Source organism: Mesorhizobium sp. WSM4807, assembly GCF_055811615.1.
Genome location: NZ_JBVVQY010000006.1, coordinates 163,218 through 180,998 on the forward strand (window position 1 = coordinate 163,218; position 17,781 = coordinate 180,998).

The 17,781-nt window shown below is 62.1% G+C and carries 13 protein-coding genes and 1 riboswitch; of the genes, 8 read left to right on the plus strand and 5 right to left on the minus strand.

Features of this window, described 5'->3' with window-relative positions; translation table 11 throughout:
- Positions 1-171: 171 nt before the first annotated feature.
- From AC0L3N_RS10240 to AC0L3N_RS10250, 3 genes are all read right to left on the minus strand, one after another.
- Positions 172-1,182, minus strand: coding sequence for a methyltransferase (locus AC0L3N_RS10240; protein ID WP_473529206.1), 1,011 nt, complete (start codon positions 1,180-1,182; stop codon positions 172-174).
- A 105-nt stretch (positions 1,183-1,287) separates the two neighbouring features.
- Entirely contained in the window at positions 1,288-4,815 is a 3,528-nt protein-coding gene (dnaE, locus tag AC0L3N_RS10245) for a DNA polymerase III subunit alpha (RefSeq protein WP_473547489.1), read from the minus strand.
- Positions 4,816-5,204: 389 nt separating this feature from the next.
- Positions 5,205-7,217, minus strand: a complete 2,013-nt coding sequence (locus AC0L3N_RS10250; protein WP_473487257.1) for an acetyl-CoA carboxylase biotin carboxylase subunit — start codon at positions 7,215-7,217, stop codon at positions 5,205-5,207.
- Positions 7,218-7,420: 203 nt separating this feature from the next.
- Here AC0L3N_RS10250 and AC0L3N_RS10255 point away from each other — a divergent pair, with 203 nt between their 5' ends.
- Together AC0L3N_RS10255 and AC0L3N_RS10260 are read left to right on the plus strand one after the other, a co-directional pair.
- On the plus strand, positions 7,421-8,548 hold the full coding sequence (locus AC0L3N_RS10255) for an S-(hydroxymethyl)glutathione dehydrogenase/class III alcohol dehydrogenase (protein ID WP_473547491.1): 1,128 nt from the start codon (positions 7,421-7,423) through the stop codon (positions 8,546-8,548).
- 366 nt (positions 8,549-8,914) lie between these two features.
- Entirely contained in the window at positions 8,915-9,382 is a 468-nt protein-coding gene (locus AC0L3N_RS10260) for a YaiI/YqxD family protein (RefSeq protein WP_473547493.1), read from the plus strand.
- Here the strand turns inward: AC0L3N_RS10260 and AC0L3N_RS10265 are convergent.
- On the minus strand, positions 9,379-10,458 hold the full coding sequence (locus AC0L3N_RS10265) for an autotransporter outer membrane beta-barrel domain-containing protein (RefSeq protein WP_473547495.1): 1,080 nt from the start codon (positions 10,456-10,458) through the stop codon (positions 9,379-9,381). The two genes, AC0L3N_RS10260 and AC0L3N_RS10265, sit on opposite strands and share 4 nt — an antisense overlap.
- 354 nt (positions 10,459-10,812) lie before the next feature.
- Between AC0L3N_RS10265 and AC0L3N_RS10270 the strand changes: the two genes are divergently transcribed.
- The 4 genes from AC0L3N_RS10270 to AC0L3N_RS10285 all read left to right on the plus strand — a co-directional run bounded on the left by AC0L3N_RS10270 (position 10,813) and on the right by AC0L3N_RS10285 (position 14,871).
- The gene (locus AC0L3N_RS10270) at positions 10,813-12,252 is read left to right on the plus strand and encodes a caspase family protein (protein WP_473547497.1); all 1,440 of its coding nucleotides are present in this window, start codon (positions 10,813-10,815) and stop codon (positions 12,250-12,252) included.
- A gap of 149 nt (positions 12,253-12,401) precedes the next feature.
- Positions 12,402-13,085, plus strand: a complete 684-nt coding sequence (locus tag AC0L3N_RS10275; RefSeq protein WP_473547499.1) for a DUF1345 domain-containing protein — start codon at positions 12,402-12,404, stop codon at positions 13,083-13,085.
- Positions 13,086-13,199: 114 nt separating this feature from the next.
- Positions 13,200-14,081, plus strand: a complete 882-nt coding sequence (locus AC0L3N_RS10280) for a cytochrome b/b6 domain-containing protein (RefSeq protein ID WP_473547501.1) — start codon at positions 13,200-13,202, stop codon at positions 14,079-14,081.
- Position 14,082: 1 nt separating this feature from the next.
- The gene (locus AC0L3N_RS10285; protein ID WP_473547503.1) at positions 14,083-14,871 is read left to right on the plus strand and encodes a molybdopterin-binding protein; all 789 of its coding nucleotides are present in this window, start codon (positions 14,083-14,085) and stop codon (positions 14,869-14,871) included.
- A 45-nt stretch (positions 14,872-14,916) separates the two neighbouring features.
- On the opposite strand, the gene AC0L3N_RS10290 is transcribed toward AC0L3N_RS10285, so the two are convergent.
- Positions 14,917-15,897 (minus strand): hypothetical protein, encoded by a 981-nt coding sequence (locus tag AC0L3N_RS10290; protein ID WP_473547505.1) that lies wholly within the window; start codon positions 15,895-15,897, stop codon positions 14,917-14,919.
- Positions 15,898-16,062: 165 nt separating this feature from the next.
- Positions 16,063-16,149: riboswitch (glycine riboswitch) on the plus strand.
- A 148-nt stretch (positions 16,150-16,297) separates the two neighbouring features.
- On the opposite strand from AC0L3N_RS10290, the gene gcvT reads away from it, so the two are divergent.
- Both gcvT and gcvH read left to right on the plus strand, forming a co-directional pair.
- On the plus strand, positions 16,298-17,398 hold the full coding sequence (gene gcvT / locus AC0L3N_RS10295; RefSeq protein ID WP_473529212.1) for a glycine cleavage system aminomethyltransferase GcvT: 1,101 nt from the start codon (positions 16,298-16,300) through the stop codon (positions 17,396-17,398).
- 5 nt (positions 17,399-17,403) lie between these two features.
- Complete coding sequence (gene gcvH, locus AC0L3N_RS10300) at positions 17,404-17,772, plus strand: glycine cleavage system protein GcvH (protein WP_473547507.1); 369 nt, start codon at positions 17,404-17,406, stop codon at positions 17,770-17,772.
- Positions 17,773-17,781 lie beyond the last annotated feature (9 nt).

A 17,781-nucleotide genomic window follows, 5' to 3' on the forward strand; every position in this document is an offset into this window, starting at 1 on the left:
CCCCCGGGTTTGGGGCGGTGCTTGATTTTTGTCCCCAAAACTTTTTGTTTGGGGGGCCCAAAATTTGGTTTCAAACCAACCTCCTCGGGGGGTTTTTGGTCCCCCAAAACCCGGCGCTCTAGTCTCGCATTTCAGTCGCCTTCGTCGGGTAGTTTCAGACCCGGAAAGCAGTCAGACCGGTTCCGCCTCGATGACACTGATGCGAGGTCCGGCTTCAACAATATTCGCGACCCGAAAATCCGACGCCGCAAGCAGCAACCTGAATTCTTCCGCCGTGCGCTCCTGCCCGCCCGGCATGACCAGCATGTTCAGATCGCCAAATTTTGCGCTGGCGCCTTCGTTGGGCGCCGCCAGAATGCTCTCGAGCACCAGCAGCTTGCCTTCTGGGCGCATCGCCCGGCGGCAGGTTTTCAGGATCCGGATGTTTGTGTCGTCGTCCCAGTCATGCAGGATCCATTTAAGCACGATCGCATCGGCGCCCTCGGGCACCGAGACGAAGAAATCGCCGGCGACGATGTCGCAGCGATCGGCCACGCCCGCAGCCTCAAAGACCGGGCCGGCCTTCGTCACGACCTGCGGCTGATCGAAAAGAATGCCGCGCTGGCCGGGATTGCGGCGGAGGATTTCGGCAAGCAGCGCGCCCTGCCCGCCTCCGACATCCATGACGACAGAGAACGGCCGGAAGTCATAGGCCGCGATCACCGCAGCGGCGACGCCACGCGACGTGGCCGTCATCGCCCGGTCGAAGATGACGGACTCTTCCGGATGCTCCGCCCGGTATTCCCAAACGCCCTTGCCATGAGCGTGGCGAAAGGCGTTTTCGCCGGTGCCGACACTGTGCTGAAGATCGCTCCATGCCCGACGGAAATACGGCCGTCCGGCCAGAATCGCCCACGGCGCGACCGAATGCTGAACATCGGATCGCAACGCGCCGCCAACCGGGGTCAGTGAGAAGAAGCGGTCTTCCGCTTCATGGAACACGCCGACCGAAGCAAGGGCGCGCAGCAGCCGGTAGAGCGCCTGCGGATGGGTATTGGTCAGCGCGGCCAGTTCGCCGCTGGTGCGTTTTCCGTCCTTGAGATGGTCTGCAATGCCCAGCGTGGCGGCGACGCATATCGCCTGAGATACCTGGAACCCATTGACCATTTTCTGGAGTTCGGCAGCGGCATCCCGCTCATCCATGACCAGCTCCCCTGGCCGCCAAAAAGATCCAGGCCGCCGAGCTCACAATACCAGCGGCATCGTCACCGGGCAATGCGACCGGGCTGGCGGAATACGGTCGTTAGCTCACACCAGTTCCACTTCCACCACGCCCGGCACCGCGCGCATGGCCGACGCGATCTGCGGCGAGACGCGGTAACGGTTGGGCAGTTCGATCTCGACCTCGCCCTGCGCCTCTTCCTTGATGACGATAATGCTCACCCGACTGTCGCCGCGTTGGGTAAGCTGCGATTGAATCGCCGACGCCGGTCGGTCATCTCTGACAAAGATGCGCAAGGCTTTTTGGATGCGACTTGCCTCGTCCTCCAGAGACTGCACGGTCTGGATGCGCAGATTGACGCCTTCTGGCCTGTCCTCGGCCGAAACGGTGATCACCACCGAACGGCCGGGCTCAAGCAGGTCGCGATACTGCGCCAGACCTTCGGAAAACAGCACCGCCTCATACTGGCCTGACGTGTCGGAGAACTGCACGACGCCCATCTTGTTGCCGGTGCGCGTCTTGCGCTCCTGCTTGGTGGTGACGGTGCCGGCAAGCCGCCCGGCGGCAGCACCCCGTTTGACGGCCGCCGAGAATTCGGCCCAGTTCTGCACCCGCATCTTCTGCAGCGCCGCCTTGTATTCGTCCAGCGGATGGGCGGAGAGATAGAAGCCGACCACCTGGAATTCACGGTGCAGGCGGTCGGCGGCGAGCCACGGGTCGGTCGCCGGCAGGTTGAGCGCCTGCGACTGCGCGCCGAGCGAGGCGCCGAAAATGTCGTGCTGGCCCGACATTGCATTCTGCTGCGCCAGCGACGCCAGCCCCATCATCCGCTCGACGCCCGCCATCATCGCGGCGCGGTCGTGGCCGAAGCAGTCGAGCGCGCCGGCCATGATCAGGCTTTCGAAGACCCGCTTGCCGACGATCTTCGGATCGACCCTTTCGCAGAAATCGGCGAGGTTCTTGAACGGTTTTTCGCCGCGCATGGCGACGATATGCTCGACCGCCGCGTCGCCGACGCCCTTGAGCGCGGCCAGCGAATAGAAGATCCGGTTCTCGCCGACTTCGAAGGCGCGGAAGCTGGTCATCACCGAAGGCGCCACGACATCGATGCCGAGGCGCAGCGCATCCTGGCGGAAATCTGCGAGCTTGTCGGTGTTGCCCATGTCGAGCGTCATCGACGCGGCCAGGAACTCGACCGGGTAGTGCGCCTTCAGATAGGCCGTCTGGTAGGAGACGACCGCATAGGCTGCGGCATGCGACTTGTTGAAACCGTAGTCGGCGAACTTTGCCAGCAGGTCGAAAATGAAGTCGGCTTGCGGCTTGCCGACGCCGCGCTCGACCGCGCCCGAAACGAAGCGCTCGCGCTGCTTGTCCATCTCGGCGCGGATCTTCTTGCCCATGGCGCGGCGCAACAAATCGGCTTCGCCCAGCGAATAGCCGGCAAGCTCCTGCGCGATCTGCATCACCTGTTCCTGATAGACGATGACGCCTTGCGTCTCCTTCACCAGATGGTCGATTTTCGGATGGATCGACGCCATCTCCTCCTCGCCATGCTTTCTGGCGTTGTAGGTCGGGATGTTCTCCATCGGTCCGGGCCGGTAAAGCGCGACCAGCGCGATGATGTCCTCGATGCAGTCGGGCCGCATACCGATCAGCGCCTTGCGCATGCCGGCACTTTCCACCTGGAACACGCCGACCACTTCGCCGCGCGACAACATGGCGTAGGTGTCGGGGTCGTCGAGCGGAATGTGGGCGAGATCGATCTCGATGCCGCGGCGGCGGATCAGCTTGACCGCGGTCTCCAGCACCGTCAGCGTCTTCAGGCCGAGGAAGTCGAACTTCACCAGCCCGGCCTGCTCGACATACTTCATGTTGAACTGGGTGACCGGCATGTCGGAGCGCGGGTCGCGGTACATCGGCACCAGCTCCCACAGCGGCCGGTCGCCGATGACGATGCCGGCGGCATGCGTCGAGGCGTGGCGGTAGAGCCCTTCCAGCTTCTGCGCCATATCGAGCAGCGTCTGGACGATCGGCTCGCGCTCGGCCTCTTCGGCAAAGCGCGGCTCGTTGGCAATGGCGTCGGCGAGCTTGACCGGATTGGCCGGGTTCGACGGCACCATCTTGCTGAGCTTGTCGACCTGGCCATAGGGCATCTGCAGCACGCGGCCGACATCGCGCAGCACCGCGCGAGCCTGCAGCGTGCCGAAGGTGATGATCTGGCCGACCTGGTCGCGTCCGTATTTTTGCTGGACGTAGCGGATGACCTCCTCGCGCCGGTCCTGGCAGAAATCGATGTCGAAGTCGGGCATCGACACGCGGTCTGGATTGAGGAAGCGCTCGAACAGCAGCGAGAAGCGCAGCGGATCGATGTCGGTGATCGTCGTCGAATACGCGACCAGCGAGCCGGCGCCCGAACCGCGGCCCGGCCCGACCGGAATGCCTTGCGCCTTCGCCCATTTGATGAAGTCGGCGACGATCAGGAAATAGCCTGGATATTTCATCTTCTCGATGACGCCGAGCTCGAAATCCAGCCTTTCGCGATATTGTTCGACCGTGTAGCCAGGGGCCAGGCCGTGCGCGGCGAGCCGCGCCTCCAGCCCTTCATGCGCCTGTCTGGCAAGCTCCTGCGCCTCCGCCTTCACCGCCGCATCGGCGTCGGCGACGTCACCGCCGGCAAAGCGCGGCAGGATCGGGTTGCGGGTCTTGGGATAGTAGGAGCAGCGCAGCGCGATCTCGACGGTGTTGTCGATCGCTTCCGGCAGATCGGCGAACAGCCTCGCCATGTCAGCCTGGCTTCTCAGAAAATTGTCGGGCGAAAGGCGGCGGCGATTGTCGACGGCGACGACCGAACCTTCGGCGATGGCGATCAGCGCGTCATGCGCCTCATAGTCGTCGCGCGAGGAAAAAAACGCCTCATTGGTGGCGACCAGCGGCAAGCCGTTGGTATAGGCGAGGTCGACTGACGATTTCTCGATGGCCCGGTCATAACCGGAAACCCGTTCGAGCTCGACATAGAGCCGATCGCCGAACAGCGCCTTGAGCGCCAAAAGCCGCGTCTCGGCGAGATCGCGGCGATCGTCTTTCAAGGCATTGCCGATCGGGCCGCGCGGCCCGCCGCTGAGACAGATCAGGCCGTCGCAATGGCCTTGCAGCATCTCGGTCGTCAGATGCACGGCCTCGCCGGGCGGCGTTTCCAAATAGACCCGGCTGACCAGCCTGACCAGATTGCTGTAGCCGGCCTCGGTCGCCGCGATCAAAACCACGGGCCGCATCTCCGGGCCTTGCCGCCTGCGGTCGCGCTGGCTGTCGCTGGCGTCACCGGAAAAAGCGAGAGCGGTCTGGCAGCCGATGATCGGCTGGATACCCTCCTTCACCGCCTTTTGCGCAAATTCGAGCGCGCCGAACAGATTATTGGTGTCGGTGACGGCAATGGCCGGAGCCTCATCCTTGACTGCATGGCCGACAACCGTGCCGAGCTGCAATGCGCCTTCGAGCAGCGAATAGGCCGAATGCACGCGCAGATGAATGAACGGCCGCGCCGGCGCTTCCGGCCGCGACGCCTTCACAAAGGCCTCGCGTCGCAAGGGATCGCGTGGAAGTGTCTCATTCGCCATGGTTTTTAGCGCCGTTTGAAACGACTCAGTCGATGAAGACGTATTGTCCGGCACCGGACGATGCGAGTCCAGCGAGAGCGGGCGCTCGACAGGCCAATTGTGGCGCCGTCCCTCATCCGCCGGCCGACACCTTCTCCCCGTATAGTGACGGGGCGAAGGGGCTGGTCGCAACCTTGGCACCCATTCTGCAAACGCTGGTGATTGGCGAAATCCTTTGAAAGGCAGCTTTCTCCCCGTCCCTATACGGGGAGAAATGCCCGGCAGGGCAATGAGGGGCAGCGCAAACCTAAGGCGATTGCCTTGTAGCTGCCAGTGGCTCAACTTGACAAGTGACGGCAGTTATGTTGCGCCAATGATTCGCCGCCGAGGCCGTTTTTTTGTTTTCAGCCTCACGCGAATTCCATGATCACCGCGTCGACGGCGAGACTGTCGCCCGGTTTTGCCCTGAGTTTCGAAACGGTGAGATCGCGCTCGGCGCGCAGCACGTTTTCCATCTTCATCGCCTCGACCACCGCCAGCGTCTCGCCGGTCTTGACCTCCTGCCCTTCGGCAACGGCGATCGACACGACGAGGCCGGGCATCGGGCAGAGCAGCATCTTCGAGGTGTCAGGCGCCACTTTTTCCGGCATCAGCCTTTCGAGCTCGGCGATGCGCGGCAGCATGGCGCGTGCGGTCACCGACATGCCTTTCCAGGCGATGCGAAGCCCGTTCGGTACCGGCCTGATCTGCGCCGCGATTCTTCGGTCGCCGACCGTGCCGCGCCAGATGAGATCGCCCGGACGCCAGTCGGAGGCTACCGTCAGCGCCTTGCCGCCGTCGATCGACAGACCGAACTCCATCGGAATGGAGATCATACCTTCGATAACCGAGGCCGAAAGGTAATCCCCGCCGATCTTGACCACCCAGTCGCGTTTCAGGACACCCGAATGCGGCGCCAGCCGCCCGCCCAGCCGGTCGAGCCGATCGCGGCGCAGCAGTTCGACCGCGGTGGCGATCGCTGCCAGCACCGCCTTCTCCTCGCTATCAGGCACGATCGGCGCGAAGCCATCAGGATATTCCTCTGATATGAAGGCGGTCGATATCAGCCCTTCCCGCCAGCGCGGATGCTGCATCAGCGCCGCCAGGAACGGCATGTTATGCTCGATGCCGTCGACGACGAAGCTGTCGAGCGCCACGGACATGGCGTCTATTGCCGCGATCCGAGTAGGCGCCCAGGTGCACAGCTTGGCGACCATCGGATCATAGAACATCGAGATTTCCGAACCTTCGGTGACGCCGGTATCGTTGCGGACGACGATTTCGCCGAACCGTCCCTCTTCCGGTGGCCGGTATCTCGTCAGCCGGCCGATCGACGGCAGGAAATTGCGATACGGGTCCTCGGCGTAGAGCCGGCTTTCCACCGCCCAGCCGTTCAGCTTGACGTCGCTTTGCTTGATGACGAGCTTTTCGCCGGCAGCAATGCGGATCATCTGCTCGACCAGATCGATGCCGGTGATGAGCTCGGTTACCGGGTGCTCGACCTGCAATCGCGTATTCATTTCAAGGAAATAGAAGGTCTTTTCGCTGTCGACGATGAACTCGACCGTGCCGGCGCTCTGATAGTCGACCGCCCTCGCCAGCGCCACCGACTGCTCGCCCATGGCTTTCCGGGTCTTGGCGTCGAGGAAGGGCGAAGGCGCCTCTTCGACGATCTTCTGGTTGCGGCGCTGGATCGAGCATTCGCGCTCGCCGAGATAAAGCGCGTTACCATGCGCGTCGGCCAGCACCTGGATCTCGATGTGGCGCGGATCGACCACGAACTTCTCGATGAAGACGCGGTCGTCGCCGAACGAGCTTTTGGCCTCCGACCGCGCCCGGTCGAACCCGTCGCGCACCTCGGCCTTGCTCCAGGCGATGCGCATGCCCTTGCCGCCGCCGCCGGCCGAGGCCTTGATCATCACGGGGTAGCCGATCTCGCCGGCTATTTTCTCGGCATGACCAGCATTCTCGATGACGCCGAGCCAGCCCGGCACCGTGCTGACTTTGGCTGCATTGGCGAATTTCTTCGACTCGATCTTGTCGCCCATCGCCCTGATCGCTCTGGGTTTCGGGCCGATGAAGACGATGCCCTCCTTCTCCAGCGCCTCGCAGAAGGATGCGCGTTCGGACAAAAACCCGTAGCCGGGATGCACGGCTTCAGCACCTGTCGCCTTGCAGGCAGCGATGATCCTCTCCGGCACCAGATAGCTCTCAGCGGCCGGCGAAGGCCCGATATGCACAGCCTCGTCGGCCATCTCGACATGCACGGCGTCGCGATCGGCATCCGAATAGACCGCCACGGTGGCAATGCCCATCTTGCGCGCCGTCTTGATGACGCGGCAGGCGATCTCGCCACGATTGGCGACCAGGATTTTTGTGAACATGCGGGTTGCGTTCCCTCGGCTGCCTTTCTTTTATGGGCTTCGCCCGGCCGGTCAAGGAAAGTTGGCGCATATCCCCGGGCGCAAGTCGTCCGGCGCCGGCCAAAACCCGGCAACGAACTGTCAATTCGTCCCATAGTCCAGAACCTGCAGATACGCTAATGCTCGGCCCCGATTGCAGACTTGCCCCTGAGAGGAGAGCCCCGATGAAAACCCGTGCCGCTGTCGCTGTCGCCGCCGGAAAGCCGCTGGAAATCCTGGAGGTCGACCTCGACGGACCGCGCGACGGCGAGGTGCTGGTCGAAATCAAGGCGACCGGCATCTGCCACACCGACGAATTCACGCTGTCGGGCGCCGATCCCGAAGGCATCTTTCCGGCGATCCTCGGCCATGAGGGTGCAGGCATTGTCGTCGATGTCGGCAAGGGCGTCACCTCGGTCAAGAAGGGTGACCACGTCATCCCGCTCTACACGCCGGAATGCCGGCAATGTCCGTCCTGCCTGTCCAGAAAAACCAATCTGTGCACCGCGATCCGCGCCACGCAGGGGCAAGGCCTGATGCCGGACGGCTCGTCGCGCTTCTCGATCGGCAAGGACAAGATCTTCCACTATATGGGCTGCTCGACCTTCTCCAACTTCACCGTGCTGCCCGAGATCGCGCTGGCCAAGGTCAACCCCGACGCACCCTTCGACAAGATCTGCTACATCGGCTGCGGCGTCACCACCGGCATCGGCGCGGTGATCAACACTGCAAAAGTCGAGATCGGCGCCACGGCCGCCGTCTTCGGTCTCGGCGGCATCGGCCTCAACGTCATCCAGGGGCTGCGCCTCGCCGGCGCCGACATGATCATCGGCGTCGACCTGAACAACGACAAGAAGGAATGGGGAGAGAAATTCGGCATGACGCATTTCGTCAATCCGAAGGAGATCGACGGCGACATCGTGCCCTATCTCGTCAACATGACCCAGCGCGGCGCCGACCAGATCGGCGGCGCCGACTATACGTTCGACTGCACGGGCAGCACCAAGGTGATGCGGCAGGCGCTTGAGGCATCGCATCGCGGCTGGGGCAAGTCGGTCGTCATCGGCGTTGCCGGCGCCGGCCAGGAGATCTCGACGCGGCCGTTCCAGCTCGTCACCGGACGCACCTGGATGGGCACCGCATTCGGCGGCGCGCGCGGCCGCACCGACGTGCCAAAGATCGTCGACTGGTACATGGACGGCAAGATCGAGATCGACCCGATGATCACCCACACGCTGAAGCTGGAGGACATCAACAAGGGTTTTGACCTGATGCACGAGGGCAAGAGCATCAGGAGCGTGGTGGTTTACTGACGAGAACCACCAGCCGCTGATACCGCGACTTGGACCGCGAAGAAGCAAGGCAATCGCTTCAGGTTTGCGCTGCCTCTCATTGCCCTGCCGGGCATTTCTCCCCGTATAGTAACGGGGAGAAAGACGCCTTCGCAAAGGATTTCGCCTATCTCCAGCGTTGCAGAAAGCGAGCCGAGATTGGGCCAGCCCCTTCTCCCCGTCACTATACGGGGAGAAGATGCCGGCAGGCAGATGAGGGGCGGCGCCGACCTTTGAAGCGACTGCGCTGCACCAACAGGTCCGGAGCGTTGCGGGGATAGCGACCACTCGAATATCATCGACGGGGCTTGGCGAAGTCGCCCGGCTTCATACGCGTTGGAATGAACCATGTCCGCACCCGCCGTTTACGTCGACGCCGATGCCTGCCCGGTGAAGGCCGAGGTCGAGAAAGTCGCCGAGCGCCATGGCGTCGTCGTCACCTTCGTCTCCAATGGCGGCCTGCGCCCGTCACGTGACCCGATGATCCGCAACGTCGTCGTGTCCAAGGGCGCCGACGCGGCTGACGACTGGATCGTCGACAATGCCAGGTCCAACGACATCGTTGTGACATCAGATATCCCGCTTGCCGCCCGCACGGTGGCGCTCGGCGCCCATGTGCTTGGGCCGACCGGGCGCCCGTTCACGCCGGAAACGATCGGCATGGCGGTGGCGATGCGCGACCTCAAGCAGCATCTGCGCGAGACCGGCGAAAGCAAGGGCTACAATGCCAGTTTCGCGCCGCAGGACCGCTCGCGTTTTCTCGGCGAGCTCGACCGCATCCTGCGGCGTGCGTTGAAATCCGCCGCACCGGACTAGAACGCGATCTTGAGGCCCAGCTTGCCGCTGACGGTTGAACTGTCCTCCGACCATTTGCCGCGAATTTCAGTGCTGACGGTTGTCGATGAAGACATCTTCAGATTGAAACCGGAGGACAGCGCCACCGAGAAATCCGCATCCTCGAAATTGCTCTTCAGACCAGAAACGCTTGCCGTGTTCGAATAGCCGAAACGCTGCTGCAGATCCGCGCGCGCATAAGGGCTGATGACCATGCCGTTTCCGAGCTGGTAATCCGCGTAAACCCCAGGGTCGAACTTGATCGCGCCAAACGATAAACGGCTCTTTCCAAATTCAGTGCCGGCGTCGTCCGTGTATGCGTCGCCAGTAAAGGTAACGCCCAACAGCCCGCCACGAAGATCGAAACGCATGCGATCGGTCAAGTTGAAGATGCGACCGATCGATCCTGTTATCGCGTAGCCTTGCGTGTCGTAGCTGCCGTCATTTTCCTTGACGTCTGTGTTGCCCAGGAACGCCGAGGCGGCCACAAGAGCATAGCTGGTGCCTTTACGATAAAGCCCATAGCCGCCGAACATGCCGCTGTTGTTGGTCGCGTCACCGACACCAAAAACGTCGACATTGACGTCAGCCGAGGCATAACCGCCGAACAGCCCCAGGTTCAATCCGTGCTCGCTGTCGAATCCGAAATGCTTTGCCGCATTGACGTCGACACTGACGGCAGCGGAGAATTCATCGACATCGAAGCTCGGTCCGTCAAAGACGTCAAAATCGTCCGAAACGGTGAAGCCGTCATGCTGCGTGTGGGCCAACTGGCCGGAAGCGAACACGCCGAACGGTGGAGACTGGGCCGGCGGAGCTGCGCTTGCGGGGCCGACATCCGCCTGGATGATGTCGTCGGACAATTTGAGAAGCGCATCCAGGGACGTGTCGACAATCGCGCTATTGACGGTCACGCCGACGTAGCAGTCCGTCTGCAGAGGGGGGCCTTCACTTTCGACTTCGATACAGGCGCTTGCCTTCGAAGGCAGGAAAACCAACGCAACGCCAATCGAAATTGAGCTCGCGCACAGGCGCAAACGCCAATTCTTGCCTTTCATTGTCCCCTTCCCCTGCTACTTGTGTCGTCTGGCTTAAATATCAGGACATGCAATACGCAGTTGAACTATGAAAAACATCACTGACTGCAGTAGATGCGAGTGCAACACTAAGCCAGCTTTGGTAGGAGCATAACAAATTATCTCTGGCGTGGATATGATTTCGTGTGGACCGGGAAACCGAGCTTGGCCGGATCGAAGGCGGGTCGCGCCCTTGCGCTTTCTTTGACATGGGTTCTGGTGTAAAAATTGCGATGGTCTTCGGAGAAACGAGTACCGGCGCATGAGCGGAGCGGCGTCAGTTGGGCGGACACTTCGGCGACTTGAAAATGTCACGCGCCGAAACGAGCCTTTGCCATGAGCTACCGTCTCCTCCTGCGCATTGCTGCGGTCCTGCTGGTTTCCCTTTTCGGATCCCTCGGCGCTCAAGCCGCGGTCGGGGAAGGCCAGTCGCCACAGCCAGGCAAGCGGCTCGCGATCGTCATCGGCAACTCCGACTACCGGAGCGCCCATCTCCCGCATCTGGCCAATGCTGCAAACGACGCCGCCGGATTGTCTGAAAGCCTGAAGAGGCTGAAATTCGATGTGCTAACGGCAACCAACCTGTCGTCCGACGGGTTCACCAAGCTTTTCGAACAAGCCGAGGGCAAGTTGGCAGGCGCCAGTGCTGTCCTCATCTTCTACGCTGGCCACGGCGTGCAACTCGGGGGAGAGAACTATCTTCTGCCGGTCGATACGCCCAGCGCCGAGAACCTGCAGGAGTTGATCGGGGGCGCGGTCAAGCTCAACGATGTGATTTCGAGATTTGCCAACCGTGAAAGGCAGACCTTCGTGTTTCTTGATGCCTGTCGTAACAACCCGATGGGCAAAGGCCCCAGCGCCATGGACGGCCTCGCGCAGATCGAAGTCGGTGAAAACACGTTTATTGCCTTTGCAACACAGCCTGGCAACGTTGCTGTCGACGGCTCGGGCGACAACAGCCCCTTCACCACGGCATTGTTGAAGAACGTCGAGATTCCCGGGCTCAGCATTTCGGATATGATGATCCGGGTGCGCAACGAGACAGAGGCAATCACCATCGGGCGTCAGGTTCCGTGGGATCAGTCGAACCTTCGCGAGCAGTTTTACTTCACCGAGCAGCAAGTGCTCGACCCGGCCCAGCTCAGCGCCAGCCTGTCGCGCATCCTGGCCGATCCTGCCGCCAAGGAGAGGTTGAAGGTCGAGCTCGCTTCCAACGACCTGCAGACGGCCGTGCTGATCGTTGGCCAGACATTGCGTTCGGTCGAGGTTTCGCCCTTACCCGACGCTGCGGCCAAGCCCGCCGGCACGCAGGTCGCCAGCCTTGAGGGGGCCAAGCAGAGCATCGTCTCCGGACTTGAAGCGCTGATCGTCGGTACTTCGGCGACTGAAACGGATTCCCAAAAAGCGACCGATCTCGCGCGCAGTATCCAGACCGAATTGCGACGTTTGGGCTGCTATCGGATGACAGTGGACGGAAGTTGGGGCAAGGGCTCCGTGCGCGCGCTCACCAACTACTACAAAAACACCGCGAGAACCGCATCCGCGACCGAGCCTACGGTTGAACTCCTGAGTGACCTGTTCCTGCACTCCGGGCGGGTTTGCAAGGATCCGGTGGTCGTGCGGAAGATCAAGCCGGCGAAGGTGGCATCAGAGGCGGCTCCGGCGCGCAAGGGGGCGGGCAACCGAAAAGCCGCAAGGTCGCAGCAGCGATCCTCGCGCCCGGTTGCACCTCCGCCCGACATCAGCGGCGGCATTGGGATCGGCGGCGTTTTCTAGCGCACGCCGCAAATCGGAATCGATTTTTTGCTTCGCCACCTTCGGTTCGGAAAGGATCACGCGCAGATTTCAAAAGTGTTACAGTGTCCTTTCGCGTCCGAAAGGACGCTCGGCACCGTAGAAGACGGACCGCCATCAGAGGCCGGGCCATGACGACCGAGCTGCCCCTGAAGAAACCACTGCACCGCCACATGCAGTTCGCGGTGTCGGCCTGCATCGGTGTAGTGGCACTGGCGATCGCGCTGGTCTTGCGCACTCCGCTGGCCCTTTCGATCGGCGCCAATGCGTTTTTCGCCGCCTACACCGTCATCGTCGTCGCCCAGATGCCGCTGCTCACCGGCCGCTATCTGAGCAAGAACGCGCGGGCCACCGACCAGCCGGTGCTGGTCATCTTTGCCGTGACGCTGATTGTCGTCACCGTCGCCATCATCTCGCTGTTCCAATTGATCAATCGGGAGGGCAGCGCGCACCCTGTCGAACTCACCTTCGCGCTGCTGTCGATCCCGCTCGGCTGGTTCACCATCCACGCCATGACAGCGCTGCACTACGCGCATGTTTACTGGGTCAACGATGAAGAGACCAACCCCGGCAGCAAAGCGAAACAGAAAAAGCCGGTCGGCGGTCTCATATTTGCCGGTAAGGAACGGCCGGACGGCTGGGACTTCCTCTACTTCTCGACCACCATCGGGATGACCTCGCAGACCTCCGATACCGCGGTCTCGACCACGCAAATGCGTCACATCGTGCTTTTGCATTCGATCCTGTCGTTCTTTTTCAATACAGTGATCGTCGCCGCCGCGGTCAACCTCGCCGTCAGTCTCGGGAGCCGGTAGTATCGGGCAGCTCGTAATAATTCCGTGATCGGATGAAACATCGCTTTGGCTGGCAACGTATTGAGAGGAGAACGATCGGAAAGGCCGACTGAACGGCCGGGAGGACGCGAAAGAATGGAATCGGTTGCCAGGAGCCAATCCACCGTCGGGCCAGATACTGCTCTCCCGAAGGATGCGACGCTGATCTACCGGCAGTCGCGCTGGACGCGGCTGACGCACTGGCTCTGGGCCGTCTCGCTGTTCTTCATGCTGCTTTCCGGCCTCCAGATCTTCAACGCCCGCCCACAGCTCTATATCGGCAAGGAGTCGGGATTTGCGTACAACAACACCGTCTTCGCCATTGGCGCCGAGAACACCGCAAACGGCCCGCGCGGCTACACCGAAATCTTCGGCAAACGCTTCGACACAACCGGTGTGCTCGGCTGGTCGGGGCCGGCGGGTCGGGAGACGTCCCGCGCCTTCCCGTCCTGGGCGACGATCCCCTCTTATTATGACCTCGGCACCGCCCGCGTTGTCCATTTCTTCTTCGCCTGGATACTGACCACGACACTGGTCGTGTGGCTGGTCGCCAGCCTGGTCAACGGCCATCTGCGCCGCGATCTGGCCCCGCGCATCGACGATCTCAGGCGTTTGCCGCGAGACATGGTCGATCATGCCAGGCTCAAGTTCCGTCACACGCGCGAATACAACACGCTGCAGAAGATGGCCTATGGCGGCGTAATGTTCGTGCTGCTGCCGCTGATGATCATCACCGGCCTTGCCATGTCGCCTAGCATGAACGCGGCGCTGCCGTTCCTCAACGATCTGCTCGGCGGACGGCAGACGGCGCGGACCATTCATTTCATTGTAATGCTGCTGCTCGTCGCCTTCTTCATCATTCATATGCTGATGATCTTCGCCGCCGGCCCGATCAACGAGCTGCGTTCCATCATCACCGGCTGGTACCGAACCGACCCGCCGGCGCATCGCGGCAAGGCGCCGGAAAGGAGTGCGTGAGATGGCGAAGTTTGTGATCAGCCGCAGAAAATTCCTGACCTCGGCCAGCCTCGGCGTCTCCGGTATCATGCTGTCGGGTTGCGATGCCTTCGACAGCCAGCTTCGCGTCGGCGACGGCCTGCGCAGTTTCCTCGAGGGCGCCAACGGCCTGACGTGGCGCGCGCAACGCCTGCTTGCCGGCGATTCGCTGGCGCCGGAATTCACCGAAGCCGACATTCGCCAGCCGCAGCGGCCGAACGGTGTCACCGCGCCGGACGACGATGTCTACAAGGGCCTGCTCGCCAACAATTTCGCCGACTGGCGGCTCGAGGTTTCCGGCCTTGTCGAAAAGCCGCTGTCGCTGACCCGTGAGCAATTGATGAACATGCCAAGCCGCACCCAGATCACCCGCCACGACTGCGTCGAAGGCTGGAGTTGCATCGCCAAATGGACCGGCACACCGCTGTCGCTGGTGCTGGATCAGGCCGTGGTCAAGCCGCAGGCGCGCTACGTGATGTTCCATTGCCTCGACACGATCGACCGCAGCCTGTCCGGCGACATCAAATATTACGGTTCGATCGACCTGATCGATGCCCGTCACCCGCAGACGATCCTTGCCTATGGCTTGAACGGCAAGCCGCTGCCGGTCGAGAACGGCGCGCCGCTGCGTGTCCGCGTCGAGCGCCAGATCGGCTACAAAATGCCGAAATATCTCCGCAAGATCGAACTGGTCGACAGTTTCACGACTTTCGGCGGCGGCAAGGGCGGCTACTGGGAGGACAATGGCTACGACTGGTACGGCGGCATCTGAGGCCATAGCTCCGCCATTTCCGATCAGTGTTTTAGCGCTTTTTGCTCAAGCGACCTTGTCGATCAGCGGCTTGAGCACCGGATGAATTTCCGGCGAGGCATGCTTGATCAGTGTCAGCAGCGCGCGCTCGTTCTCATGCAGCGGCCGGTCGCTGCCGATGCGCTCGGCCAGCCACTTCGCCTCGCTGGCGTCGATGGTTTCGGCGCGGCGGGCCAGCGCCTCGGCTGCCTTGTTGTTCGATTCCCATTCGGATTCGATATCGCCCGGCGCGCGATAGGCTTCCATGATGCCGGCGAGACCGCCCGATACCATGCGGCCGAAGAAGCCGCCGATCTCCGGATCGGCCTGATCCAGGAAAGAATCTCGGCGCAGCGCCACGTCGCGTACCGGCGCTTCGTAGCCGGCCGAGCACATGACGAAATTGGCGATCGCCTTGACGAAGAGATCGTTCCAGGATGGGTCATTGTGGACCGCCGCGGTCCGCTCGTTGATCTTGAATAGCATCTCGGCCTCGGCGCGGGTGATCGCAATGTTGCCGTCGCCGCCATGGGCGTAGAGAATGCGGCGCAGAAGCTCGACCTCGGCTTTGGCGATCAGGCCAGGAACCAGCTTGCCGCCGTGCATCAGCGGCCCCTTGCCGTCGATGACGGCATGGGCGACCTGCTCCAGCGCATAGGCGCAAAGCCCGTTCGGCGAGGATTTCGCCCTTTCCAGCACATGCACCAGCAATTCGAGTTCGGTCCAGCTGTCGACCATGCCGTCGCGCGAAATCGCTCGGACCAGCCAGTCGGCATTGTCCTGCGAGATATAGCCCGCCGGCTTTTCCTGATGAACGATGAACTCGGTGACGGCTTCGATGAAAAAGTCCGGCCATTCCGCGCATTTGTGCTTGGCCGTTGCGTCGAGCGCAAACAGCGCCTCGGCCTCGCCGCGCGTCACCACACCATCGCCGAACACTTCGCGACGCAGCATGACGACATCCTCGGCCGTGATGCGGTCCTTCGAGGTCATGATCAATCCGCCCATTTTCGTTCCCCGTCCAAACGTCGTTTGGACCCGATATATCGGCAGTGTCTTGAGAAACCGGCAAACCGCGTGGTTAGCGAAGACTTGTCGGTAAGGTGTCGCTGGCAGGTGACAAGGTGTCGCCCACAGGCTATGGATGAAGAGTCGAGGGCTCAAATTGAGTCCTACCTGTTTGCGGGAGAGAGCAGCGAGAGCTGCCGCCGAAGGGGAAATCGCCCGAAATCTCTCAGGCAAAAGAACCGTAGACGGGAAAGACACTCTGGAAAGTCGGGGCTTGCCCCCGCGCCGAAGGTGTAAGCGCTGCCGACAGAGTTACGGGGCGCGAGTCTCTCAGGCTTCAGACAGAGGGGCACGGACTGGTCGCCATTCGCGGCCGATTGCGTGCGACTCTGGAGATGACATGACGGGCGACGACACCAAACACCTTCCCCTCGAAGACCTGCACGTGGCCGCCGGTGCGCGCTTTGGCGCGTTCGCCGGCTGGTCGATGCCGCTGACCTATCCGGCCGGCGTGATGAAGGAGCACCTTCATGCCCGCGAACATGCAGGGCTGTTCGACATCTCGCACATGAAGCTGTTCGAGATCAGTGGCTCGGGCACCGTCGCACTTCTGAACCGAGCCTGCCCGTTAGACGCCGGCGCGCTTGAGATTTCCCAGTCCAAATACACGTTCCTTCTCAATGAAGCCGCCGGCATCCTCGACGATCTGATCGTCACCCGGCTCGGCCAGGCGCGCTTCATGGTCGTCGCCAATGCCGGCAATGCCGAAGCCGACGAAAAGCACCTGCGCGCCCTTGCCATGGATTTTGACGCAAAGGTGGACGCACTCGACCGCGTCTTCCTGGCGATCCAGGGGCCTGAAGCCTGGGCCGCCCTATCCCGCGGCGGCATCGAAACCGGATCGCTGCTGTTCATGCACGGCTTTGAGCCCCGCGAGAACTGGTTCATGAGCCGGTCGGGCTATACCGGTGAAGACGGTTTCGAGATCGGCCTGCCGGAAGCGGACGCGCGAAATCTCGTCGCCAAACTGCTCGTGGACGAGCGCGTGATGTGGGTTGGGCTGGCCGCCCGCGACAGCCTGCGGCTCGAAGCAGGGCTGTGCCTGCACGGACTGGACATCACGCCTGAGATCGACCCGGCCAGCGCCGGGCTGATGTGGGCGATCCCAAAGGAGGTTCGCGCCTCTGGCGCTTTCATCGGCGCCGACGCATTGCGTGCAATCCTGGAGCGCGGCCCGGCGCAGAAACGCGTCGGCCTGAAGCCGGAAGGCCGCCAGCCGGTGCGCACCGGCGCTGCCCTTTTCGACGCCGACGGCGATCCCGCCGGCCACGTCACCTCCGGCGGCTTCGGCCCCTCGGCCACCCATCCGGTCGCCATGGGCTACGTCCTGACAGCGCTGGCCAAACCTGGCACAAAACTCTTCGCCGACGTTCGCGGGACGAAAATCCCGGTCGATATCAATCCCCTGCCCTTCACGCCGCATCGCTACCGCAAAGGATAAATTTCATGGCAAAGACCTATTTCACCGAAGATCACGAATGGCTCCGCGTCGAAGGCGGTATCGCCACCGTCGGCATCACCGACTACGCACAGGAGCAGCTCGGCGATCTCGTCTTCGTCGAATTGCCGGAGCTTGGGAAAAAGCTGGTCAAGGGCGATACGGCCGTGGTGGTCGAATCCGTCAAGGCGGCATCGGACGTCTATGCACCGGTCGACGGCGAGGTCACCGAGGCCAACACCTCGCTCTCGTCGGACCCGTCTTTGGTCAATTCGGCGGCAACCAGCGACGGCTGGCTGTGGAAGATGAAGCTGGCCGATGAAAGCCAACTCGAAGGTCTCCTGGATGAGGCCGCCTACAAAGCCCATATTGGTTGATAGAAGGAC